24 protein-coding genes and 1 pseudogene are annotated in these 23,349 nt (G+C 48.6%); 19 read left to right on the top strand and 6 right to left on the bottom strand.

Annotated elements, in window-relative coordinates; all coding sequences use genetic code 11:
* Positions 1-2: 2 nt before the first annotated feature.
* The 5 genes and pseudogenes from Q0198_RS10510 to der all read right to left on the bottom strand — a co-directional run bounded on the left by Q0198_RS10510 (position 3) and on the right by der (position 4,158).
* Positions 3-269 carry an ACT domain-containing protein gene (locus Q0198_RS10510; RefSeq protein WP_002944456.1) on the bottom strand — a complete coding sequence of 89 codons (267 nt, stop codon included), beginning with the start codon at positions 267-269 and terminating at the stop codon, positions 3-5.
* A 55-nt stretch (positions 270-324) separates the two neighbouring features.
* A complete protein-coding gene (locus Q0198_RS10505) occupies positions 325-825 on the bottom strand; it encodes a DUF2628 domain-containing protein (RefSeq protein ID WP_297897920.1) in 501 nt (166 codons plus the stop codon).
* Positions 826-835: 10 nt separating this feature from the next.
* Positions 836-1,804: a tryptophan--tRNA ligase gene (gene trpS / locus Q0198_RS10500; protein ID WP_297897914.1), complete on the bottom strand. Its 969-nt coding sequence runs from the start codon at positions 1,802-1,804 to the stop codon at positions 836-838.
* Positions 1,805-2,291: 487 nt separating this feature from the next.
* Positions 2,292-2,786, bottom strand: a pseudogene (locus tag Q0198_RS10495) (shikimate kinase); the annotation flags it as partial.
* Complete coding sequence (gene der, locus Q0198_RS10490; protein WP_297897912.1) at positions 2,773-4,158, bottom strand: ribosome biogenesis GTPase Der; 1,386 nt, start codon at positions 4,156-4,158, stop codon at positions 2,773-2,775. The gene der and the pseudogene Q0198_RS10495, both read right to left, overlap by 14 nt.
* A 543-nt stretch (positions 4,159-4,701) precedes the next feature.
* Here der and Q0198_RS10485 point away from each other — a divergent pair.
* The 19 genes from Q0198_RS10485 (at position 4,702) to Q0198_RS10395 (ending at position 22,906) form a co-directional block, all read left to right on the top strand.
* Entirely contained in the window at positions 4,702-5,607 is a 906-nt protein-coding gene (locus Q0198_RS10485) for a DMT family transporter (protein ID WP_297897910.1), read from the top strand.
* A 6-nt stretch (positions 5,608-5,613) separates the two neighbouring features.
* Positions 5,614-6,546, top strand: a complete 933-nt coding sequence (locus Q0198_RS10480) for a DMT family transporter (protein WP_297897908.1) — start codon at positions 5,614-5,616, stop codon at positions 6,544-6,546.
* A 150-nt stretch (positions 6,547-6,696) separates the two neighbouring features.
* Positions 6,697-7,473 carry an acyl-CoA dehydratase activase gene (locus Q0198_RS10475; protein ID WP_297897906.1) on the top strand — a complete coding sequence of 259 codons (777 nt, stop codon included), beginning with the start codon at positions 6,697-6,699 and terminating at the stop codon, positions 7,471-7,473.
* Positions 7,470-8,579, top strand: coding sequence for a double-cubane-cluster-containing anaerobic reductase (locus tag Q0198_RS10470; protein WP_297897904.1), 1,110 nt, complete (start codon positions 7,470-7,472; stop codon positions 8,577-8,579). The genes Q0198_RS10475 and Q0198_RS10470 overlap by 4 nt, the downstream gene beginning before the upstream one ends.
* Before the next feature lie 71 nt (positions 8,580-8,650).
* A complete protein-coding gene (locus Q0198_RS10465; protein WP_297897902.1) occupies positions 8,651-9,508 on the top strand; it encodes a substrate-binding domain-containing protein in 858 nt (285 codons plus the stop codon).
* Positions 9,501-10,277 (top strand): 4Fe-4S binding protein, encoded by a 777-nt coding sequence (locus tag Q0198_RS10460; protein WP_297897900.1) that lies wholly within the window; start codon positions 9,501-9,503, stop codon positions 10,275-10,277. The genes Q0198_RS10465 and Q0198_RS10460 overlap by 8 nt, the downstream gene beginning before the upstream one ends.
* A complete protein-coding gene (locus Q0198_RS10455; RefSeq protein WP_297897990.1) occupies positions 10,277-11,104 on the top strand; it encodes a radical SAM protein in 828 nt (275 codons plus the stop codon). The genes Q0198_RS10460 and Q0198_RS10455 overlap by 1 nt, the downstream gene beginning before the upstream one ends.
* Positions 11,105-11,372: 268 nt before the next feature.
* Positions 11,373-12,923, top strand: a complete 1,551-nt coding sequence (locus Q0198_RS10450) for a flavocytochrome c (protein WP_297897898.1) — start codon at positions 11,373-11,375, stop codon at positions 12,921-12,923.
* 244 nt (positions 12,924-13,167) lie between these two features.
* Positions 13,168-13,608, top strand: coding sequence for a cytochrome c3 family protein (locus Q0198_RS10445; protein WP_002947156.1), 441 nt, complete (start codon positions 13,168-13,170; stop codon positions 13,606-13,608).
* Complete coding sequence (locus Q0198_RS10440; protein WP_297897988.1) at positions 13,605-14,267, top strand: NapC/NirT family cytochrome c; 663 nt, start codon at positions 13,605-13,607, stop codon at positions 14,265-14,267. Before Q0198_RS10445 ends, Q0198_RS10440 begins: the two co-directional genes overlap by 4 nt.
* Positions 14,268-14,549: 282 nt before the next feature.
* Positions 14,550-15,671: a glutamate 5-kinase gene (proB, locus tag Q0198_RS10435; protein WP_297897895.1), complete on the top strand. Its 1,122-nt coding sequence runs from the start codon at positions 14,550-14,552 to the stop codon at positions 15,669-15,671.
* 76 nt (positions 15,672-15,747) lie between these two features.
* The gene (locus Q0198_RS10430) at positions 15,748-15,966 is read left to right on the top strand and encodes a hypothetical protein (protein ID WP_297897893.1); all 219 of its coding nucleotides are present in this window, start codon (positions 15,748-15,750) and stop codon (positions 15,964-15,966) included.
* A 379-nt stretch (positions 15,967-16,345) separates the two neighbouring features.
* On the top strand, positions 16,346-17,101 hold the full coding sequence (locus Q0198_RS10425; RefSeq protein WP_297897891.1) for a CAAX protease: 756 nt from the start codon (positions 16,346-16,348) through the stop codon (positions 17,099-17,101).
* Positions 17,102-17,110: 9 nt separating this feature from the next.
* Entirely contained in the window at positions 17,111-18,370 is a 1,260-nt protein-coding gene (locus Q0198_RS10420; protein ID WP_297897888.1) for a glutamate-5-semialdehyde dehydrogenase, read from the top strand.
* 388 nt (positions 18,371-18,758) lie between these two features.
* The gene (locus Q0198_RS10415) at positions 18,759-19,502 is read left to right on the top strand and encodes an amino acid ABC transporter substrate-binding protein (RefSeq protein WP_297897887.1); all 744 of its coding nucleotides are present in this window, start codon (positions 18,759-18,761) and stop codon (positions 19,500-19,502) included.
* A gap of 93 nt (positions 19,503-19,595) precedes the next feature.
* Complete coding sequence (locus Q0198_RS10410; RefSeq protein WP_297897885.1) at positions 19,596-20,345, top strand: amino acid ABC transporter substrate-binding protein; 750 nt, start codon at positions 19,596-19,598, stop codon at positions 20,343-20,345.
* Positions 20,342-21,010 (top strand): amino acid ABC transporter permease, encoded by a 669-nt coding sequence (locus Q0198_RS10405; protein ID WP_291939919.1) that lies wholly within the window; start codon positions 20,342-20,344, stop codon positions 21,008-21,010. Before Q0198_RS10410 ends, Q0198_RS10405 begins: the two co-directional genes overlap by 4 nt.
* The gene (locus tag Q0198_RS10400; RefSeq protein WP_297897882.1) at positions 21,010-21,744 is read left to right on the top strand and encodes an amino acid ABC transporter ATP-binding protein; all 735 of its coding nucleotides are present in this window, start codon (positions 21,010-21,012) and stop codon (positions 21,742-21,744) included. The genes Q0198_RS10405 and Q0198_RS10400 overlap by 1 nt, the downstream gene beginning before the upstream one ends.
* A 25-nt stretch (positions 21,745-21,769) precedes the next feature.
* Positions 21,770-22,906 (top strand): PLP-dependent aspartate aminotransferase family protein, encoded by a 1,137-nt coding sequence (locus Q0198_RS10395; RefSeq protein WP_297897880.1) that lies wholly within the window; start codon positions 21,770-21,772, stop codon positions 22,904-22,906.
* Positions 22,907-23,168: 262 nt separating this feature from the next.
* Here Q0198_RS10395 and Q0198_RS10390 read toward each other — a convergent pair.
* On the bottom strand, positions 23,169-23,349 hold a 181-nt coding region (locus tag Q0198_RS10390), incomplete at its 5' end, for a hypothetical protein (protein WP_297897878.1).

The following is a 23,349-nucleotide window of genomic DNA, read 5'->3' as shown; positions in this document are numbered from 1 at the left end:
CCTTAGATGTTGTGCATGGCGTCAAATATCGCCGAGCTTTGGATGTTGATTTTAACTTTTAGCTTTTCGCCTAGCTCGTTTAGCTCCTCGCGCAGAGCCGTGAAGTCCTGCTTTTCGTCGCTGGAAACCACCGCCATCATCGTAAAAAACTCATCCAAAACCGTCTGGCTGATGTCGTCTATGTTTAGCCCAAGCTGCGCGAGCTTAGCCGAAACGCCCGCTACAATGCCAACCTTGTCCTTGCCGATCACCGTTACGATCGCTTTCACTCTTACTCCTTTTTAAAATTTATTTAGCTATTTTGAGCGCGGAAGCCCTTTAAAACTACTGAATTTTGCCGCCGTTTGAAATTATTAGCGCAAACACAATTGCGACAAAAGCGTAAAATATTACCGCGAGCCATATCGCCCATCTATTCACGCCGCCGCCCCGTCTTAGGGCTTCATCGTCCTGTTTATCCAGCAATGAAACAAAACTATAGCAAACGAAATATTTCGCCATAGTTCCGCTACTGACGCTAATCGCCATTCCTATACTTCTATCATATTCATCCAAAAACGGAATAAAGCAGGAAATTAACACAACGGCAAATAGGGCTACGGCAATTTTATACTCCTTGCGGTACAGAAAAAAGAACAGCGTGCCGAAAAATCCCCACCAACTCCACGTGCTTACATAATTTAACTCGCGCTGCTTGCCCGCGGCGAAAAATTTCTCGCAGGCGCGTGCGTAAATTTCAACCTTGCTAGGAGTTTGCAAGAAAATTTCCAGCTTCTGCCGAAGCAGCTTACCATCAGATAAAATTTCTCTAGCGTAATCCGTCATCTCACCCTCCTTAGCGATAAATCCCTACGGCAGCGCGAACCTTTTGCATCAATGAAGTAGCCGTCGCAGCCGCCCTTTGCGCGCCCTGTCTTAGCATCTCATCCAAAATTTCGCGGTGGCTTTGATAGTATTCGAATTTATCTCGCGCGTCTTTGAAGTAGCCGAGCACGAGCTCGTTTAGATACGCCTTAAAATGCCCATGCCCCTCGCCGCCCCGCTCGTAACGAGCCTGTAGCTCCGTCTGCTCCGCTTCGTTTAAAAATAGCTTCGCGATATTATAGACATTGCACCCGCGCCACTGCTTAGGCGCTTCTAGCGGCTCAGAAGTCGTTACGATACTTGAAATTTGCTTCTTTAGCGTCGCGGCATCTGCAAAAATATCGATCGTATTGCCGTAGCTTTTGCTCATCTTCGCGCCGTCTGTGCCCGGCACGATCGCTACTTCATCATTTACGCGCGCTTGCGGAATAGTTAAAATTTCGCCGTGGGCGTTGTTAAATTTAAGCGCAATGTCGCGGGCGATCTCGACGTGCTGGATCTGATCCTTGCCCACGGGCACGACCTCCGCGCTGTATAGCAGGATGTCCGCCGCCATCAGCACGGGGTAGCTGAACAGATCGTGCTTGCTCTCAAAACCCTTGGCGATCTTGTCTTTGTATGCGTGCGCTCGCTCGAGCAGCCCCATCGGCGCATATCCGCTTAAAATCCAGTAAAGCTCCAACACCTCTTTTACGTCGCTTTGCACCCAAAACACCGTCTTTTTCGGATCGATTCCCAGCGATAAAAACGCCGCGGCGGCCTCGTAGGTGGAGTTTTTAAGCTTTGCGCCGTCGCTTACGGACGTGAGCGCATGGTAGTTTGCGATAAACATAAACATCTGCTCGCCCGCGTTTTGCGCATCCACCATCTGCTTGATACTCGCGAAGTAGTTGCCCAAATGCAGCTTGCCGCTGGGCTGAAGACCCGTTAAAATTCTCATCATTGCTCCTTTAAATCAAAATCAGATCGCCGTCTATAAAGCCTACGGCGACGTGCTTGCACTTAAAAATTTTAGCGCCAGGCATCTGCTCTCGCAGCTCGCGCAGAGCCTGCACGAGCATTTTTAAAACCTGTCGCCACGAAAGCTCGCTTAAAAAATCAAGCTGCAAGCGCGAGCTTTGCGGATAGAACTCATCCTCGTCCTCGCACGCCCAGTCGTCGTCATCCGCATCAAAGCTGCTCGATCCCGCGAGCTCAAGCGCGTAAGGCTCGTAAAGATCGAAGTGCCACGCGATCACCCGCTTTGGAATTTCCTCGCGTTCTAAACCCTCCAGTAGCTCGCGCAGCTTTTGCTTTAGCGCCTCTTTCTTTTCAAGCTTATAGCTTTTGCCCTCTTTGCCGTGCAGCTTGGAATTTTTGCCGCCGCCAGAGCACTTCTGCTTAGACATCTTTTTCCCCTTTAAATTTAGCCCGTCGCAGGCGGAGCAAATTTCTTTTACGATCTTTTTTACGCTTTTATTTTCGACATCAATTACTATGTCGGCCTTTTTTTCATACGCCCCGTCTCTTTGGGCGTGCAGCGCCGCGGCCTTTTGCAGATCCGCTAACAGCGGGCGCTTGGCAAATTTTTTCTCCGCGTTTTCGCTATTTTTTAAGCGCTCAATAATCCCTTCAAAGCTTGATTTCAGATACACGACGGTGCCGATTTTGTTTAAATTTTTCACGGCGTAAAAGCCGCCGCCGGTGGAGATCACAGCGCAGCGGACAGACTTTTCTAAAAATTTCGCAAGGCCATCTTCCATCTTTCTAAAGCTCTGCTCGCCCTGCTCTTTAAAAATTTGCCCGATCTTTTTATTGGCGTAGCTTTCGATCATATCGTCGCAATCAAGCGCGAACATCCCGCTTTGCGCAGCCAGCGCCCGCGCTACCGTGCCCTTGCCGACCCCCATAAAGCCGATGAGCACGATATTACCGCTCTTCATCGCTCTCCCCTTTTTTGCGCGGCAGCAGCACTAGCGGACTTCCCGAAAGAGCAAAGCTCGCGCGCAGTCTGTTCATCAAATAGCGCTTGTAGCTAAAATGCAGCGCTTGCGGGCGGTTCATCACAAGAGCGATCTTCGGCGGCGCAAAACCGATCTGCGCGGCGTAGTAAATTTTAACCGATTTGCCCCGCTCGCGAGGTATCGGATGCGCCTTTATCGCGGCTTCTACCGCTTCATTGATCCTTGCGGTGCCGAGCTTGCGCGTGAAATTTGAATAAACCTCCAAAATGAGCGGGTAAATTTTATGAATCCGCTTCCTGTCCGTCGCGCTGACGCTAATGATCGGCGCGTATGAAAGAAATTTAAACCTATCTCGTAGATCGCGGCAAAACTCGTCGTAATCGCGCTCGCAAAGATCCCATTTGTTTAAAATTATGATAAGCCCGAGTTCAAATTTAGCCGCAAGCCCCGCGATGCGCTCGTCCAGCTCGTTTAGCGGCTCGCTTGCGTCAAGCACCAAAAGCGCGATGTCGGAGCTTTGCAAGATTTTTTCGGTGCGATTTAGCGCGAAACGCTCGATGCCCTCGATCTTGCCGCGGCGGCGAATGCCCGCCGTGTCGATAAACTCAAGCGTGCGCCCTTCAAATTCCGTGCTTTCGTTCACCGGATCGATCGTCGTGCCCGCGTAATCGCTCACGACCGAGCGCTGCGAGCCTACAAGCGTGTTTAGAAGGCTTGATTTACCGACATTTACCCGCCCTATAATACCCACGCCGATGGTTTTGCTAGCATAAAATTCCTCGTCGCGCCCCTCTTTCGGCTCGCCCTCGTCGTTAAAGCCCTCTATAAAATCATCAAAAATTTCATCCTCGTCCTGCTGTGCGGGCGCAGGATCCAAAAAGCCGTAGATCCACTCTTTCAGCTCGTCGATGCCGCTGTTGTGAGAAACGGAGATCGGGAAAAATTTAACGCCGAATTCGTTAAACTCCCAGCTACGCTCCTCATCGCGCTTGCCGTCGATCTTATTGACCGCTAGGGCGATGGGCTTACCGAGCTTTTGCAGCGAGAAAAATATCCGCCGCTCATCATCGCTCGGAAGCAGCTTGCCGTCCGTCATAAAGATTATCAAATCCACGCTCTTGGCCTCGCTTAGCGTCTTAGCCTGCACGCGCGCAAACAGTTCGGATGTGTCGTCTAAGCCGCCCGAATCGATCACGCGCACGCGGCGATCGAAAATTTCGGCTTCGACCCTATTGGTATCGCGCGTCGTACCCGCAACGTCGCTCGTGATGGCGATACGAGCGCCCGCTAGGCGGTTAAAAAGGCTCGACTTGCCGACGTTGGGGCGCCCGATGATGATCAAACTTTTCACGTTCGTCCTTGTAGTTTTTGGCGCGATTATAACCAAAAATAGATTAAAGCCAAATTCTACGCGCTCGCTAGCGAAAGGAAGCGGCAAAATTTTATGAAATTTAGGCGCTAAATTTTATGGAATTTTACCGCAGCTCGCATAGACATCAGCGCGACGGACGCATTCGACGAGATGCGCTTGCGGCTCACATACGCGAGCAGCGGCACTAGCGGGACGCCGCACGGACGCAAGGCATCAAAACGCGCGATCCGTCGCCGCAGATAGCGCGAAGCGCGGAGCTGCGCGTAAATTTTATAAATTTAAAAACCGCAGCCTGGGCGCGAAAAACTAGCAAATGAGGCACGGAACGAGCACAACCGCGCGAAAGCATAAAAGCCCGCAGCTGCGCAAATTTGGCTGCTTTGCGCATTCAAGCGCCGAAGTGCAAAATCGAGCCGTCGCGCCAGGCGCACAAAAACAGGCGGCGCGACGAAATATTAAAACGGCGGAATATTAAAATTTAATCATTATGCGTGTATAATTCCGCAAATTTAAAGGGACGCGATGAAATACAACAACTTCTTGCTGCACCATCTAAGCGTGTATTATATGCTGATGGCGTGCTTTTACAACTCTCTTACGGGCGTTTTTGCCAAGCTTTTGGGCGCGCAAATTTCATCGCTTGAGGTCGTGCTCTTTCGCAATCTGCCCGGACTTTTGATCCTGCTTTATAAAATCAAGGCGCGTCCCCGCGCGGCGCGCTTCGCAAACAAGGGCGGTCATCCTTTTACGCTCGCGTTTCGCGGCATTATCGGGATTTTGGGGCTGATGGTATTTTTTTATAACATCGCTAACATTAGCCTAGGCGAGGCATTTACCTTTCAAAAAACGGCACCCATTTGGACGGCGATCATTGCGTACTTCACCCTCGGCGAAAAATTCGGCGCGATGGGCTGGTTTTCGGTCTGCCTAGGCTTTGTGGGCATCGTTTTGGTAATTCAGCCGCAGTTTGGCTTGCAGCCGAGCGATATTTTTGGAATTTTAAGCGGATTATTCGCCGCAATGGCGCTTACCTCCGTGCGCGGGCTGCGCAAATACTATAGCTCCGATACGATCATCCTCTCGGCGCTTCTTGCCGGCACGCTAATGCCCGTAGTGCTTATGATCGCGGCGGAATTTATAGATGCGCCGGCGCTTAGCTTTATGCTTTGCAAATTTAAAATTCCAAACGCGCAGGGCTGGCTCTTTGCCGTGCTTTTGGGACTGCTGGGGCTGTTTTATCAAACCTACGTCACCAAGGCCTACGCCGCGACGCGCAAAGCGGGCATAGTAGCTACGATCAGCTACGCAGACATCATCTTTTCGACGCTATTTGGGCTGCTGCTAGGCGACGCCTTGCCCAGTTTCATGGCGCTTGTGGGTATGGCGCTCATCATCGCCGCGGGCGCACTCGTAGCGAACCGAAAGTAGCAGGCGATGAAGCAGAAATTTTACTCCGCGTTTTGGCTGAAACATCTGGGCGTTTATTATATGCTCGTAGCGAGCTTTTATTTCGCGCTAAACGGCGCTTTAGCCAAGGTCATGGCAGAGCGGATGAGTAGCGCCGAGATCGTGTTTTTCCGCAACGTCGTAGGCATCGCGATCGTGCTGTTTTCGCTACGGCGGGTAAAAAATCTTGGCCCGGGCGGCAAGCCGTGGCTGCTCGCGTTTCGCGGCTTTATCGGCAGCTGCGGTATCTTAGCGACCTTTTACAACATCGCTCACATCGATCTTGGCACCGCTTTTACCTTCCAAAAGACGGCGCCCATTTTCACCGCGCTATTTTCGGCATTTTTCTTAGGCGAAAAGCTAAGCTCGCGCGGCTGGTTTGCGATACTGCTCGGCTTTGGCGGAATTTTACTCGTCGTGCGCCCGCACATCGGCATCAGCGCAACCGACGCGGTGGGAATCTTCGGCGGCATGTGCGCGGGGCTTGCATACACGAGCGTGCGCGAGCTCCGCAAACACTACGCCACAAACCTCATCGTGCTGGTTTTCGTCTCGTCCGCTACCTTTCTAAGTGCTGCGATGATGATAACGGGCTGGGTGCTTGAAGGTAGCGAGGTTAAAATTTTAGGACTTTTCAGCGGGGCAGATTTGGCGAGGCTTGCTTACTTCAACCCGCCAAGCCTTTTTGGCTGGGTGCTCGTGGCGCTTCTGGGCGTCAGCGGGATCTACTTTCAAATTTACATGACGCGCGCCTACGCCGCTTCGCGCAAAGCGGGCATAGTCGCTGCGATCAGCTACAGCGACATCCTCTTTAGCATGGCACTCGGCATTATGCTAGGCGATCATCTGCCCGGTCCGATCGTGCTAGCAGGCATTGCGGTGGTGATTTTAAGCGGAATTTTAATCGCCCGCGAGCGCTAAATTTAAATCTAATTCAAATGCGGCGCAAAGCTAAATTTTATCCGCGCCGCAAGCCTACGCTAAATTTCAGCAGTCTAAAAGCTTAAAAAGACTAACATTCAAATCAAAGTTCTACGGCGTAGAAATATTTTTCGACGGATTTAAAATTTTATGCATTTTATCGGTATCGACATCGGTTCGACCTCATCAAAGGTCGCCGTTATGAACGAACGCGGCAAATTTTGCGAACTGTTTTTGCTGCCAAGCGGCTTTAGCGCGGTCAAGGTCGCGCGCCAGATCAAGCAAGCCTTAGAGCAAAAAGGCTACGCAGAGGGCTTAGTGACGGCTACGGGCTACGGACGCGTTAGCGTGGAGTACGCGCAGCTTAGCATGAGCGAAATTTTATGCCACGGGCTTGGGGCACACTTTTTATTTGAGCAAGACTGCACCGTCATCGATGTGGGCGGGCAAGACACCAAAGCGATCAAAATAGAAAACGGCAAACCAGCGGATTTTATCATGAACGACAAATGCTCGGCGGGCACGGGCAAATTTTTAGAGATCAGTGCGGGCCGCTTGGGGCTTGAACTTAGCGAAATTTACAAAACCGCCCGCAAAAATCCCTCGATTAAAATTAGCTCGACATGCACTGTTTTTGCAGAAAGCGAAATCGTCTCGCTAAGTGCAAACGGAGCTGAAACTAGCGAAATCGCCTACGCTATCGTGGATTCCTCCGCGCACAAGGTCGCCTCTCTCATCAAACGGCTGGAAAATCAAATTTATTTTTTAAGCGGCGGACTTAGCAACGTGCCGCTCTTTAAGCAGCTTCTAGGCGAGCATCTGGGGGCTGAAATTTTTACTTGCGAAAACGCAATCTACTGCGGCGCGATGGGCGCTGTGCTCATCGGAGCACGCAAAGCAAACGAAATTTTAAAGGAGACGAGATGAAGATGGATTTTGACGCGCTTAAAAAGCGCAATGCAATGGCTCTTCACGATCTAAAAGAGCAAGGCAAACACGTAGTGGGGATGTTTTGTACCTACTCTCCCAAGGAGCTCATCTACGCAGCGGGCGCCGTGCCAGTTGGGCTTTGCGCCTATGACGAGAGTCCTATAGACGCCGCTCATGCCGAGCTTCCGCGCAATCTTTGCCCACTAATCAAAGCAAGCTACGGCTACGCGGTTACGAAAAAATGCCCCTACATGAACGCCAGCGATCTCGTCATAGGCGAAACGACCTGTGACGGCAAGAAAAAGATGTACGAGCTGCTGGCAAAACATAAGGACGTCCACGTACTGCAACTGCCAAATATGACCGGAGGCAAGAGCTTGGAGCTTTTCACCGATGAGCTTAGGAAATTTCGCAAAGTTTTAGAGCAAAAATTTAATACGAAAATCACGGATGAAGCACTGCTCGATGCGGTGCAAATTTACAACGAAGAGCGCGATGTGATGTTGGAGCTTTTAGAGCTTGGCAAACTAAATCCGATGCCGGTAGCGGGCAGCGAAATTCATCAAATTTCATTTGCGAGTGACTTTATATACGACAAACGCGAAAAGCTCAAAATGATACGCGCCTACATAGCCGCCGCAAAGGAGATGGCCCCGCCGAAAACTCGCAAAAAGCGGATCATCATCACAGGCTGTCCAAGCGGAGGCGTGTATGAAAAGGTTATCAAACAGATCGAAGATCTTGGCGCGGACGTAGTGGCATTTGAAAACTGCTCCGGCACCAAAGGCTATCAAAACCAAGTGCAAACAAAGGGCAATCTGGTCGCAAATATCGCCGAGCGCTACCTCAAAATCCCCTGTTCGGTGATGTATCAAAACGACGCGCGCTCAGATGTTATCAAGGATTTCGTACGCGAGTATCAAGCAGACGGTGTCATCGACGTCATGCTAAGTGGCTGTCACACCTACGCGATCGAGACAAATAAAATAAAGGAGGCAAGCAAAGAAGCGGGAGTAAGCTATATGAGTCTGGAGACTGACTACTCCAAACAGGACGTCGGGCAAATCCGAACGCGCCTAGAGGCGTTTATAGAACTGCTTTAAGCGGGTAGCTCGAAATTTTAAAATGAAGAATTTTCTAAATTTAAAAACAATCCAAAGAAAGGAGAGATTAGATGAAATTTAAAGAAGTAGACGCATCTCGTCGCGGCTTTTTAAAAGGAGCTTTGGCAGCGGCAGCCATCGCCGGACCCGAATCTATGCTTGCAGGCTTCACGCCGTTTAAGCCCGATTCGCTGCAGGTTTGGTCGTGCGGAGGGTTATCTGAGGCTTTTGCGCAGATAAACGCAGCGTACGAGTCCAAAACGGGGCATAATATCCAGTACACCGGCGCCTTTGCGGGTGCGCTCGGAAAGTCGCTACTGGCCTTGCAGGGCAAGACAGAGGTTTTCGGAGCTCGCGTTTTGGAGCTAAGCCAAAAACTACGCAAGGCTGGCCTTAGCCTTCGCTTTAGACCGCTGTGTTTTACCGACTACGTCTTAGTGGTGCCGAAAGGAAATCCCGCGGGCATTCGCGATCTGAAGGATCTAGCGGAACCCGGCGTGCGGGTGATGTTGCCGCTAAGGGCTTCGCCTCCGGGTAGCGGACCGGTAAAGGGAATTTTGAAAAATTCCGGCCTCACGGGGCCTGTTATGAAAAATATGATCGCCAACGGTTCATGCGTCATCCAGATGATGTGCGATCTGGTAGATGGCAAGGGTGATGCGTCCATCATCGAAAAGCGCCTAACGACGCACGATAGATTTAAAGACAAAATCGAATACATGCCTATCGACGAGAAACTCATCCCGCCCGGGCCGCTTACCTTTACGCTAAATATCATGAAATACGTAAAAGACGAGAAGCTTGCCGATGACTTTGCGGACTTCGTCTGCTCGGACGGGCAGGAAATTTTCGAGCGGCACGGCTTTACCTCCATCCATTCGGCGCGCGGGCTTGAACTCATAGAAAGGTTTGGTGTAAAAGATGTTTAGTATCGTAAATATGGCAAAGATGAAAAAAGTCTCTAGGCTAACTAAAATTCGTCGCTTGGTGCAGCTCATTTTTATCGGCGCAATCGGGCAATGGGCGTATTACGGAATTTTTAGATGTCCTTTTATAGTGCCTTTCGTAAACTGCCAATCCTGTCCGATCGTTACGTGCTGGGGGCGGATCGCGACCGTGTTTTTCGGCTTTTGGCTGTTTATCCCCGTGCTGGTTATTTTCCTCGGGCGCGCGTTTTGCGGCTGGCTTTGCCCGGGCGGATTCGTAAATCAAATGCTCGGCAAATTTGCCGCTTTTAAGCTTAAGCTAAAAAATAACAGGAAGCTACGATATGCGCAAATAGGCATGGTTCTAGCCGTTTTACTTTGCCTCGGCGTGTATTTTATCTACGGCAATCCTCGTGTTATGATCCCTATCCGCACCAGCGACGAGTATCTAAACGCCGTTATCATGTCTTTTAAATTTTCCGACTGGTACTGGGCGGTTCGCACTGCCGTCGTCGTAGCTCTCATCGCCGCATCCTTGATCGTCGCAAATTTATGGTGCCGCTTCGCCTGTCCTAGCGGCGGCATAATGGAGCTACTGCGTAAAATTTCAATATTTCGCGTTTATAAAACAAGCGCCTGCGATAACTGCAACGCCTGTTTGCGCAAATGCGAAATGGGCACGAGACCGGACGAGATGAACTGCACGAACTGCGGCGATTGTATGGATGTTTGCCACGCGGACGCTATCAAATTTGGAAGGAAAAAAGATTGATGAATTTTTTCGCCAGACCCTCTTTCGACAACCACCCCTGCTTTAGCAAAAAAGCGTCCGCCAGCTACGGGCGCGTGCACCTTCCCGTAGCGCCGCATTGCAATATACAATGCAATTTTTGCAACCGCATCTACGACTGCGCCAACGAAAATCGCCCAGGCGTAACGAGGAGAGTGCAAAGCCCGGACGAGGCCGTGGAATACGTGGAAAATCTATTTAAATTTAGACAGGATATCTCGGTCATCGGTATCGCAGGACCCGGGGATCCTATGTGTGATGCCGATAAGACCCTAGCGACTTTTGAAAAATGCAAAGCCCGCTTCCCTCATGCCCTACTTTGCCTATCCACAAACGGCCTGTCCCTGCCCGAGCATGTGGATGATATCGTGCGGATAGGCGTGAGCCACGTGACGGTGACCGTTAATGCCGTAACGCCAGGCGTAGGCGGCAAAATTTATGCGTGGGTGCGCCACAAAAACAAAATTTACCACGGCGAAGATGGCGCTAGAATTCTTGGGGAGCGCCAAGAGGAAGGGATCCGCAAGCTAAAAGAAGCCCGCATGATCGTAAAGATCAATACAGTCGTAATCCCCGGTGTCAATATGGATCACGTCCCATGTATCGCGAAAAAGGCCAAAGAGTGGCAGGCCGATATCATGAACTGTATGGCGATGATCCCCGTGCATGACACCCCTTTTGCAAATATCAAATCGCCCTCAAACGAAGAAATTCGCAGCATGCGAAAGCTCATCGGCGGCTCCATTCATCAAATGACTCACTGCAGCAGATGTCGCGCCGACGCATGCGGCAAGCTTTGCGAGAAATGAAGACCTGCTTTTGCGGGTCTTTTATCCGGCGCAGGATACACGCTCTCATAGCGCACAAAATTTTATGTAGAGATTTAAATTTAAAATTTGTCTAAATTTAGAGCTAGTAGGCAGCCGATAAGCGGCTTTTTGACAGCGACGCTTTTTTAAAATTTAAAAACAATTTTTAAATAATATTATTTTGCTTTTATTTAACTTTGGCTATAATTCTCCCAAAATTAGGCACATCAAAAACCGAAATTTCGGTTTAAAACAAAGGAGATGTATCATGGAAAACGTTTCAAGACGTGATCTGCTCAAAATGAGCCTAGTTGGCGCGGGTGCTTTAGCGCTCGGCTCCGTAAACGCAAATGCTGCGGTAAACGCTAAAGACGTCAAATTTGACGAAGAGTGGGACGTAGTTATCGTTGGTTCCGGTTTTGCAGGACTTGCAGCTGGTATCACCGCAGCCGAAAAGGGCAATAAAGTCCTAATCCTAGAAAAGATGGGACGCGTTGGCGGTAACTCCGTTATTAACGGCGGAATATTTGCCGTTCCAAACAGCGACAAGCAAAAAGCCGAAGGCATCAAAGATAGCAACGAGCTATTTATCAAAGACTGCCTAAAAGCCGGCCGCGGACTAAACCACGTAGATCTCATCGACACCATCGCTACTCGCGCGCAGGATGCATATAAACTAACTCTAAAATGCGGCGCTAAATACATAGATAAAGTTACTCACGCAGGCGGACACAGCGTACCTAGATCGCTTCAAACCGCTAACGGCTCAGGCTCAGGTATCGTTCAGCCGATGGTAGAATACTTTAAAAACCTACAAGGCTGCGAGCTAAGACAAAGAGCTAAATTTGACGAATTCGTCCTAGGCGAAGATGGCGGCGTAGACGGCGTGATCATCAGAGAGGATTATAAATTTGATCCAAAGAGCCAAAAAGACGACGCCGAAAACACTACCGGAACTAAAAAGACTATAAAAGCTAAAAAAGGCGTAGTACTAGCCGCAGGGGGATTTTGCCGCGACGTATTCTTTAGACAAGTCCAAGATCCGTCTATCCTACCAACCACAGATAGCACCAACCACCCAGGAGCAACAGCGGGTGCTATGAAAGAGGCATTTAGGATCGGCGCAACTCCAGTGCAGCTAAGCTGGATACAATTCGGTCCATGGGCATGCCCTGACGAAAAAGGCTTTGGCGTAGGCTCTATGTTTAACGTAAACGGCAGCTTCCGCTACGGAATTTCAGTAGATCCAAGAACCGGCAAACGCTATATGAACGAGCTAGCAGACCGCCGCACACGCTCTCAAGCTATGTTTAAAGTAATCGACGCAAAAGCAGATATTTATCCGATCAACTTCTGCGATAGCGAGGGCGTAAAAAACATGGTCATACCTGAACACTACACTAAACCGCTAGAATCTGGCGTACTAAAGAAATTTGAAACTCTAGACGAACTAGCGGCTTTTTATAAAATCCCTGCTGCAGAGCTAAAAAAGACCGTCGAGAGATATAATAGCTTCGTTAAATCAGGCAAAGACGAAGACTTTGGCAAACCAATGGATAAAACCACTACAAACGGCGTAGATATCTCCAAAGCGCCTTTCTACGCTATGCGCGGTACGCCAAAACTCCACCACACCATGGGCGGTATCGATATCAATACCAAAGCTCAGGTCATCTCGCTACAAACCGAGATGCCTATCCCAAGATTATTTGCAGCAGGCGAGATCACGGGCGGCGTACACGGAGCTAGCCGCTTAGGTAGCGTGGCGATCGCAGATTGTCTGACATTCGGTATGATTGCGGGAGAGAATATAGGCTAATTAGCGGCGTCTTTCAGACGCTTTTTGCGGAGCTTGCTAAAATTTTGCTTGACAGACTATTTTGTCTAGCCTGCGCAAAATTTTAGCCGCGCAACCCCAAAAATCGCCTCGAAATACTTGCAAATTTTATTTTAATCGCAGGCCGAATTTAAAGTTAAATTTGAAAATTCGGCTTGCGGTACTTTTAAATTTAAAGCCGAATTTGCAGTTAAATTTGTAAATTTGACATCCGAAAGGAATTTGCATGAAACATAAAGCGTTTCTCGCCTTATGCGCATCTATGCTGCTATGCTCTTTCGCATTTAGCGCAGGCGCACCAAGCGCAAAGATAACGTCTTTAGTAGATCTTAACGTCACCGACGAGCTGCGAGCCAAACACCCTTTAAAGCCTCATCACGAAAAGCTAAGCTTCACCTGTCTTGATTGTCACGAAGGACAAGGAAACGACGCTAGTAAATTTAAATCCATAGGCGATAAAGGCTGTTTGTCCTGTCACGGCGACAAGAAAAAGATAGCTAAAAGACTAGAATACATGGATCTGCTAAAAGCAAATCCCCACAACTCGGTTCACGACGGCCCTACGCTATACTGCGACGAGTGCCACAACGAGCATAAAAAATCAACCAATATGTGCACGGAGTGCCACGAACACGAAGTTCCGCAATGGATGGGGGTAACGCCATGAAAATTTCAAAGAAAGTACTAGCGCTTATTATATTAGTAAGCGGCATTATAGGGTTTTTAGTCGTGCTTCCCGTGCATTACGCCCTAGAAGAAACTAGCGGAGAGAAGTTTTGCGTAGTATGCCACGAGATGGATCCTATGGTTATAGCTTATAGTAACGACGTACATAGCGGCAAAGGTAAAAGCGGAGTAAGGGCTAAATGCGTAGACTGCCACATACCTCACGACAACCTAGCCAAATACGTCCTAGTTAAAGCTAAAAACGGATTGATGGAGGGATATATTCATTTCTTCAAAGACCCGGAGGCTATAGACTGGCATAAAAATAGAGAGAAAAGAGAGCACTTCGTATTTGATAACGGTTGCGTTAGTTGCCATACGAATTTGGTGGATAATAAGCTAACCTCAGCCCAGGCTCAAAAGATGCACGCTCACTATCAAAGCTTGCTAAATACCGATAAGCAACTAACCTGCGCTAGCTGTCACGCCGAGGTAGGCCACAGCGGGCTAAACAATATGCTAAACTACTGGAAGCCTGAATACAAAATCTACGAAAAGAAAGCCGCAATCAAAAAAGAAGAGATAAAGAAGGCATATTTTGGGGAGGATTATGTAGCGCCGAAAGTAGAAAATAAAGAAGGCAATGCCACCAAAAAGTAGGCTAAAATGAAGAAAATTTTGCTCGTTAGCGACGACGTGGAGATGCAACTAAGTCTCAACGCCGCGCTTTAGCAAGGATCCGGTAAATTTTAAGTCAGTAAAATTTCGCGCGATAACGGGAGTTTATCTCCCGTTACGATCTTCGTAAACAGACTATCTCTACGCTTTATTAGAATTACTCGAGAATAAATTTAAACCAAAAGCTCGCATCTACTCAGCTCAAAACATAAAATTTAAAATAAGCCGTTTTCGATATAATTTTCAAAAATTTTGGAGCGGAAAATGGGTAGAAAAGAGCTTCTGGGCGGCGCAAAACGTATCGTCGTAAAAATCGGTACTTCGACGCTTACGAACGCGGACGGTTCTCTAAATGAGCGGCTTATCAAAAGTCTAGTCGCGCAAATTTGCAAGCTAAAAGATGCGGGCTTTTGCGTGGCTTTGGTAAGCTCGGGCGCCGTGGGCGCGGGCATGGGGCTGCTAGGCATCGCGCAAAGACCTAAAATTTTAAGCCGCAAACAAGCTCTGGCGGCAGTCGGGCAGGTCGCGCTGATGCATCTTTACGAGCGGCTGTTTTGGGCGCATGACCGCATTATCGCGCAGCTGCTGCTAAGCCGCGGCGATTTTAGCGACAGAGCGCGCTATCTTAGCGTGCGAAACGTCTGCGCAGAACTGCTCTCGCGCGGCATCGTGCCGATCATAAACGAAAACGATCCCGTCGTAGCAGATGAACTGAAAGTGGGCGACAACGACACGCTAAGTGCACTAGTAGCGGGGCTAATCGATGCTGATCTGCTCGTGATTTTAAGCGATATCGACGGGCTGTACGACAAAAATCCGAGCGAGCACGCGGACGCAAAACTTTTAAGCTTTATCGAAAAAATCGACGAGCACGTCGTCAAAATGGCAGGCGGCGAGGGCAGTAAATTCGGCACGGGCGGCATGGCGACCAAGATCGCGGCGGCGCAAATGGCAAATCAGATCGGCACTAGCCTGATCATCGCAAACGGGCGTACGAACGGAATTTTGCTTAAAATAGCGGCGGGCAACGAGGTCGGTACCCTCTTTAGCGCGGGCGCAGCGCGGCTTAGCTCGCGTAAATACTGGCTCGCATACGGCGCGATTAGCAAAGGCGCGGTGATTATCGACGCGGGTGCGGCAGAGGCGATAAAATCGGGCAAAAGCCTGCTTGCAGTAGGCATCGCCGAGGTGCGCGGCGAGTTTGAGCGCGGCGAGATCGTAAACGTCTGCGCGACTGACGGCAAGCTGCTGGCGCACGGCATTAGCAACTATTCAAGCTGCGAGCTTGCGCGCATAGCGGGCGCAAAAAGCGATGAAATAGAGCAGGCTTTAGGCTACAAAAGCGACGATGACGCGATCCACGCGGATAATATCGCGCTGCAATGAAATTTTAGCCGTGCTCGCGCATTTAAATTTAAACGGAGGGCGAAGATGAAAAAGATTATATTTTTTTGCACTACTCTTGGCGGGCACGGCGTGGGCGTGCAAAGAGGCAAATCCCGCTAGAATTTTTATAGAGGCTAACGACGAGGACCAAGGCAGCACGCTAAACCGCACCGAGCGGGAGAAAGCGGTAGCCCCAAAGAATATCAAGCTAAAATTTACGGCGCAAGGCGCGGCTTGGGCGGCGAAATTTAACGAACCGGACGCCGATAAAAACGGCGGAGCTAGACGTTCTTGAACTGCGCGGATATGAGCTGGCGGATTACGCAAAAGCGCCCTGCGCGAATTAGAATGAGAAGGTTGGGCATAATGCCGAGAAATAGCTAAAAAAGGGATTTATGGCATGAGTTTGGCTGATAGTAAATTTACAGCATAGGGAGAAATCTTTTAGAAAATGAATAAAAGCATACTTTACAATACTGCCACAAGTACGGCAGTGGCGATATTCTTTGCTAGACTAGCCTGCGTAGCTTGCGATTTTTTATAAGTCAAGGAAATAAAATGAGTGAAATTTTGAATGAAAATATAGAATTTGGAGTGTCTTTCCTTTCGGATACTCGCTTAATTCATAGCGATGAGACCTCCAAATTGGTACTATTATAACAAAAGATGATTAAATGTATCTTGAAAGTGTAATCTGTAAAAAACTATGTGAAAACTTAGACTGTGATGCAACGAAAATGCCAGGCTTTGGTAAACTTAAAAATTCTATTGCACTGCTTCACAATAAATATTTGTTGGGTGCTTGTAAAGAAGCTGCCGTCATTATTAAAAAATATGCCAAAAATAATGTTGACATCTTTGATTTAGTCATTTCAATCTATAATAAACGCATAAAATCGCACCACGAAATGTTTTTAATCATCCATATTTTTGAAACGGCATTGCGTTCTAAAGTTGCACTAGTACTATCTGAAATTTATAGTTCAAATTCTAACGCCGACGACTGGTTTTTATACGGAAAAAATGCGAAGCTAATAAAACAAGCTGCCCACATAGCGCAGACCAAAAAGGTTAATCTAACAGAGCAAATGAATAGCTTTGAGGTGCTTGATTTATTTACGCTAGGTGATTTGCAAAACGTCATAGGCTCGAATTGGAGCGATTTCAGAGATATTTTTGCAAGCGTGTGCAAATACAAGGGGCAAGGGTTGCCAGAATACGGCACAAAAAATAGTCTTTTAAATGTATTTTCTATGATTCGTAAGGCACGCAATGATATCTTTCACAATAATCCGCCAAAAACCAAAGCAAAATCAATAACTGTAAATATTGAAATTTTGCTATTACGACTGGGGTTTAACCTAAATGATGCATTTAAAAATATATCAAATTTAAACCATATGGTAAACTTAAAATATAAATATGATTAAGGAGCGAAAATGAACGAAATTTTAGAGATCTGTAAGCGCGCAAAAGCCGCTTGCGACGAGCTTTTGAGACTTGGTAGCAAGGCTAAATTTGAAATTTTAAACGCCGTGGCAGACGAGCTGCTCGCGCAAAAGGATGCGATAAAAGCGGCAAACGCCAAAGACCTTGCAAGCGGCGAGAAATCGGGCCTTAACGCGGCGCTGCTAGACCGTCTAAGGCTAACCGACGCCCGTATCGAGGCGATGGCGCAGGGCGTGCGCGAAGTGGCGGGATTTGCAGAGGTCGTGGGCGAAAATCTAGGCGGCTGGAGCCATCCAAACGGCATGCAAATCAGCCGCGTGCGCGTGCCACTGGGTGTGCTCGGCATCATCTACGAGAGCCGTCCAAACGTCAGTATCGACGCGGCGGCTCTGGCGCTAAAAAGCGGCAACGCAGCGATCCTGCGAGGCAGTGCTAGCGCGCTAAATTCGAACATCTTTTTAGTAAATTTATTTAACGAGGCGGGGGCTAAATTTGGCCTTCCAAAAGGCGCAGTGCAGCTCGTGGAGAGCGCCGAACGCGAAGTCGTAGCGCACATGGCGAAAATGAGCGAGTATATCGACGTTTTGATACCGCGCGGCGGCAAGAGCTTAAAAGATTTTATCGCGCAAAACGCGACCGTACCGATAATCATGACGGGTGAGGGAGTTTGCCACATCTTTGTCGATGAGAGCGCAAATTTGAGCGAGGCGGCAAAGATAATCAAAAACGCCAAAACCCAGCGTCCAAGCGTCTGTAACGCCGTTGAGTGCGTGCTTTTGCATGAGCGCGTGGCGGGCGAAATTTTGCCTGAGCTTGTGCGCGAAATGCCAGAGGTCGAGTTTCGCGTGAGTTCGGAGCTTTTTAATGCGTGCGAGTCGGAGCTGCGAGGCGCTAAAAACGTCAAGCTTGCAGGCGAGAGCGACTTTGGCGCCGAGTTTTTGGATCTCGTGCTAGCCGTGCGCGCGGTGCGAGATACGGATGAGGCGATCAGCTTTATAAACGCGCATTCCAGCGGGCATTCGGACGCGATTTTAAGCGAAAACTACACAAACGTCGAGCGGTTTTTAAACGAAGTCGGCAGCGCGGTCGTCTACGCCAATGCCTCGACGCGCTTTAGCGACGGTAGCGAGTTTGGATTCGGCAGCGAGATCGGCATAAGCACGCAAAAGCTGCACGCCAGAGGGCCGATGGGGGTGAGGGAGCTCACGACCTACAAATACGTCGTCCGCGGAGGCGGACAAATTCGTTAGCGGCTCGTCTTTTTCTAAAAGGCTTATCTTGCGAGCGCTTTTGAGAGAAATTTTGCTTCTCTTGCGCTCGCAACTGCAAGCAGAAGTCTAGCTTGCGCAAAATTTTAGCTTCTAACTCAAAAAAATCGCCTCGAAATACTTGCAAATTTTATTTTGTATCGCAGGCCAAATTCGGTCTGCGATACTTTTATCAAATAAACTTGAAATTTTATAAATCACCTCTGTCAGAATTTTAAAAATATATGACGCTAAAGCTTTGCCATACAGGCGAAATTTTGTATCACGTCTTACTAAAATTTAAAATTTTTAATAAAAATTATATATTCCGCACGATATAATCGCGCATCTGCTCGCAGCGCGAGCGATAGCTAAATTTCAAGGAGATGTAATGAAAATATTTAAAGCCCTGCTCGCAACAGCGCTGATCACCGCCACCATAAGCGCTAAGACGCTCAAAGAGGGCACGCTCGTAATAGCCACAGAGGGGACTTACTCGCCGTATTCTTTCTATGACGAGAAAAATAATCTTACCGGCTTTGATGTCGATATCGCTCGCGCACTAGCAAAAGAGCTAGGGCTAAAGGCGGAATTTTTAACCGCGCCGTGGGATGCGATGCTCGCGGCATTTGACGCAGGCAAAGCGGACATAGCGATGAATCAAGTAAGCATCACGCAGGAGCGCAAGAAAAAATATAATTTCAGCGAGCCTTATACCGTGGCTTATGCTGCGCTAGTAGTGCGAGCTGATAACGAGGAGATTAAGAGTTTTGCGGATCTTAAAGGCAAAAAAAGCGTCCACTCCGCTACCAGTAACTGGGCTGACATGGCGCGCAGCTATGGCGCCGAGATCGTTACGGCAGACGGATTTAGCAAGGGCGTGGAGCTTATCATAGCTCGTCGCGCAGACGCTACGATCAACGATAACATCACATTTTTCGACTATATGAAGCAGCGCCCGAACGCACCGCTAAAGATCGCAGCTCAAGGCAATGAGCCGATCTATTCCGCCGTGCTGCTTAAAAAGGACGACGAGCTGACTGCGCAGATAAATTCCGCGCTAAAATCGCTAAAGCAAAAAGGCGTGCTGAAAGAAATTTCACTTAAATATTTTGGCAAAGACATTACGGAATAAATTCTACGACCGCTTAGTTGAAGCGTGGAATTTTAAACTTAGCTGAGCGGAATTTTGCATTTTAAATTTCGCTCATAAAATTTTGGAGGAATTATGAAAAATTTAATAAAAACTTTGCTTGCGTGCGCGCTTTTAATATGCGTCGCAAACGCTAAAACGCTACGCGAAGGCACGCTTAAAGTAGCTACCGAAGGCACCTTTTCGCCATTTTCGTATTATAACGACAAAAATGAGCTCGTAGGATACGACGTAGATGTCGCGCGCGCAGTCGCCGAAAAGCTTGGTCTAAAAATAGAATTTCTAACCGCGCCTTGGGATGCGATGCTTGCAGCATTTGATGCAGGCAAGGCAGACGCTGTGTTTAATCAAGTAAGCATTACTGATGAGCGCAAGAAAAAATATGAATATTCAGTGCCCTACACCGTCGTTTACGGAGCTATCATCGTGCATAAAGATAACAACGACATTAAAAGCTTCGAGGATTTAAAAGGCAAGAAAAATGCAGACTCCGCTACCAGCAACTGGGCGCAAGTCGCTAAAAAATACGGCGCGCAAAACGTAACCGTCGATAGTTTCGCCAAAAGTATGGAGCTGCTGATCGCTCGCCGCGTAGATACCGTCGTGCGCGATAATACCGTATTTTACGACTTTTTAAAACAACGTCCGGACGCTCCGATTAAGATCGCCGCAAAGCTAAAAGATGTCGATTATAGCGCTGCAATCGTGCAGAAGGGCAATAAAGAGCTCGCAGATCAAATCAGCAAAGCCTTAAACGAACTCAAAGCCGAAGGCAAGCTAAAAGAAATTTCGCTTAAATATTTCGGCAAAGATGTGAGTAAATGAACGAAACAAGCAGAATTCTAGAGCTTGTTAGCAGCTCGCTAGAGCCGATGGCGCTAGCCCTGCTGCAAGTTACGATCCCGCTTACGATAATCTCATTTCTGCTCGGGCTCGTGCTTGCGGTGCTGACGGCGGTCGCACGCATCGCAAATTTTAAAATTTTAAAGCAGCTAAGCGAAATTTATATTTGGATTTTTCGCGGCACTCCGCTTTTAGTGCAGCTTTTTATCGTCTATTTCGGGCTTCCAATCATCGGGATCACACTTGATGTTTGGGCTGCTGCGATCATTACCTTTAGCCTCAATATCGGCGCTTACGCTTCAGAGGCGGTGCGAGCTGCGATCCTATCAGTGCCAAAGGGGCAATGGGAGGCGGCTACCTCTTTAGGCATGAGCTACGCTCAAATTCTGCGCCGTATTATCGCTCCGCAAGCAGCGCGCATATCGCTGCCGCCGCTATCAAATATATTTATCTCTACGCTTAAAGACACTTCGCTCGTAGCCTCGATTACGATGGTCGATATGTTTATGGTCGCTCAACGTATTGCTGCGCGGGCATTCGATCCGCTCACGTTATACGTGCTGGCGGCGCTATTTTATCTAGCAGTCTGCACCCTTCTTACGTTCTTACAATCCAAGCTAGAGCGACGATTTTCAAGGTTCGTGTGATGATAAAATTTACGAACTTAACTAAGCGCTTCGGCGATCACGTCGTGCTAAATGGGCTAAGCTTAGAATTTCGCGACGGGCAAACGACAGTGATTTTAGGAAGCTCTGGCTCTGGCAAATCCACGATGCTGCGCTGCATAAATCTGCTCGAAATTCCAAACGGCGGCGAGCTACAGCTAGGCGAGTTTAAGATAAATTTCGACGCTCAGCATAAAACAAGCGAATATCATCCATTCCGCGCGCATACGGGCATGGTTTTTCAAAGCTTCAATCTCTTTCCGCACCTCAACGTCTTACAAAACGTCATCGAAGCGCCCGTACACGTGTTAAAACAGCCACGCGAACTTGCCGAGGCAAATGCAATGGCGCTGCTAAAAAAGGTCGGCATGGCGGATAAAGCTGGCGCGTATCCGGCTCGCCTCTCCGGCGGTCAGAGCCAGCGTGTAGCGATCGCGCGGGCGCTTGCGATGCAGCCTGAGTTTTTGCTACTGGATGAGCCTACGAGCGCGCTTGATCCCGAACTCGAGGCGCAGGTGCTAAAGACTATCGCCGAGCTTGCCGCAGAGGATCGCTCGCTTATCATCGTCACGCACAATATGGGCTTTGCGCGCAAGATCGCAGATAGAATTTTATTCTTAGACGGCGGAGTTATCGCATTCGACGGCGACGCAGAGGAATTCTTCGGTAGCAACGACGAGCGCATAGCTAAATTTATCGGAGCGATGAGCTTTTAAATCCATTAAATTTCAAGGAGAAAATATGAAAATAGACACCCTAATCGTAAAGGGCATAGAGGCTAAGTCCAACCCTCACAACGCGGTGATTCCGCCGATATATCTAGCCAGCACCTTCGTGCAAGAAAGCCTGGATGATTTCGGCAAATACGCCTATTCGCGCGGCGCAAATCCTACGCGCAACGCCTTCGAGGAACTTTTTGCAAAATTTGAAGGCAGCAAATACGCCTTCGCGCTAGCCTCGGGCATGGCGGCTACGAGCGCTGCATTCGCGCTGCTTAAAAGCGGAGATCGCGTGCTGCTAAATAATAACGTCTACGGCGGCACCTATCGCTACGTAAGCGGGATTTTTAAAAATCAAGGGATCAATTACGACTTGGTGGACGATCTAAATTTGATCACCGAAATTCCAAGCGACGTTAAAATGGTGTTCATCGAAACGCCATCAAATCCGCTTTTGCGCGTAACCGACATTGAGCGCATAAGCGAGCTCGCGCATAAAAACGGCGCGCTTGTGGTGATGGATAATACCTTTTTGACCCCGTATTATCAGCGCCCGCTAGAGCACGGCGCAGACGTCGTAGTTTATAGCGCGACCAAATACATAGGCGGACATGCCGATCTGATCGCTGGCATCGTTACGACGAACGACGATGAGCTTGCTGCAAGAATTCAGTTTATGAAAAACACTCTGGGCGCGACGCTATCGCCTACCGATGCGTATTCGCTCATACGCGGGCTTAAAACACTAAGCGTGCGCTTCGACCGTCAGAGCGAAAATACGCTAAAGATAATAGAATTTTTACGCGGCAATCCTGCGGTAGAGGCGGTAAATTTCGCAGGCTCGCATTCTGAGAGCGAGAAAAAGATACAAGATCGCCAAGCCAGCGGCATCGGAGCGGTCATCTCGCTGGTACTTAAGCCGCAATACGACTATAAAACCTTTGCGCGCAGCCTTGAGCTATTTGATCTAGCCGTGAGCCTGGGCGGCGTAGAGAGCCTGATCTGCCACCCCGCGTCGATGACGCATGAGAGCTATCCGCGCGAGCTGCAAGAGCGCATCGGCATCAGTCAAAATTTGCTGCGCCTAGCCATAGGCATCGAAAACGCCTACGATCTCATAGCAGACCTTACCGCCGCGCTAGAAAAATCTAAAAAATAGGCGGCGCGAAATTTGCGCAAGCTCGCGAAATTTCTATACAGGCTTGTAAAATTTACGCGAGCGCGCAGAATTCATGCCAAAATTTAGTCCGAAATCCTTATAGCTTCGCTCGTGAAGCTATAAGGGCGCCGGTTTTTACGGACCGGCACGCAGGGTGGGTTTAAAAAGACCTCCTACCGCTCATTTCATTTTCTAAAAATTCCTTTTCGCAAAACCTATGTCTATTTTCTCGCGGGCTAAATTTTGTATGAATTTTCACTCGTTAAATTTCACGAGGGACGCGGCTTTGCGTAAAATTTAAATTTAAAAATTCTGCCACTACGGCGTTGAAATGAAATTTTAATTTATATGCACGGCAAGATTTATCCAGACCTCTTGTTAAAACACATCGTTTAAATTTAATTTGGATAAATCTATCTAACCGCCGTTTGATATTGCTAAAC

Source organism: uncultured Campylobacter sp. (assembly GCF_938045205.1).
Lineage (GTDB): Bacteria > Campylobacterota > Campylobacteria > Campylobacterales > Campylobacteraceae > Campylobacter_B.
This window is presented reverse-complemented; position numbering and strand designations above follow the sequence as displayed.